This window comes from Lacinutrix sp. MEBiC02404, assembly GCF_053601575.1.
Genome location: NZ_JBSHNV010000023.1, coordinates 1 through 282 on the forward strand (window position 1 = coordinate 1; position 282 = coordinate 282).

The window sequence follows — 282 nt, forward strand, 5'->3', positions numbered from 1 at the left end:
CCTGTTGGCTCTCCTGCGTCTAATACGCCATCGCCATCTAAATCAGCAAATACAGTTACTGGTGTAGTGAACCCGGTTTCTGTTCCGTTTTGTATTCCATCACCATCTTCATCGTTATATACGGTTCCAGTTACCGTTCCTACTGTAGTATAACCATCTATTCCTGCATCTACACTACCATTTGTTGGTACCGTTACTGATGTTGGCTCTGTTCCTTCTGTTAAACTTGCTCCTGCTGGTAAAGTAGTTGTATCTACTACGATATCTACTGTTCCTGCTGGT

1 protein-coding gene is annotated in these 282 nt (G+C 43.3%); it reads right to left on the bottom strand.

The features are described 5' to 3' along the window. On the bottom strand, positions 1 to 282 hold a 282-nt coding region (locus ACVCXO_RS00095), incomplete at both ends, for a hypothetical protein (RefSeq protein WP_452227570.1).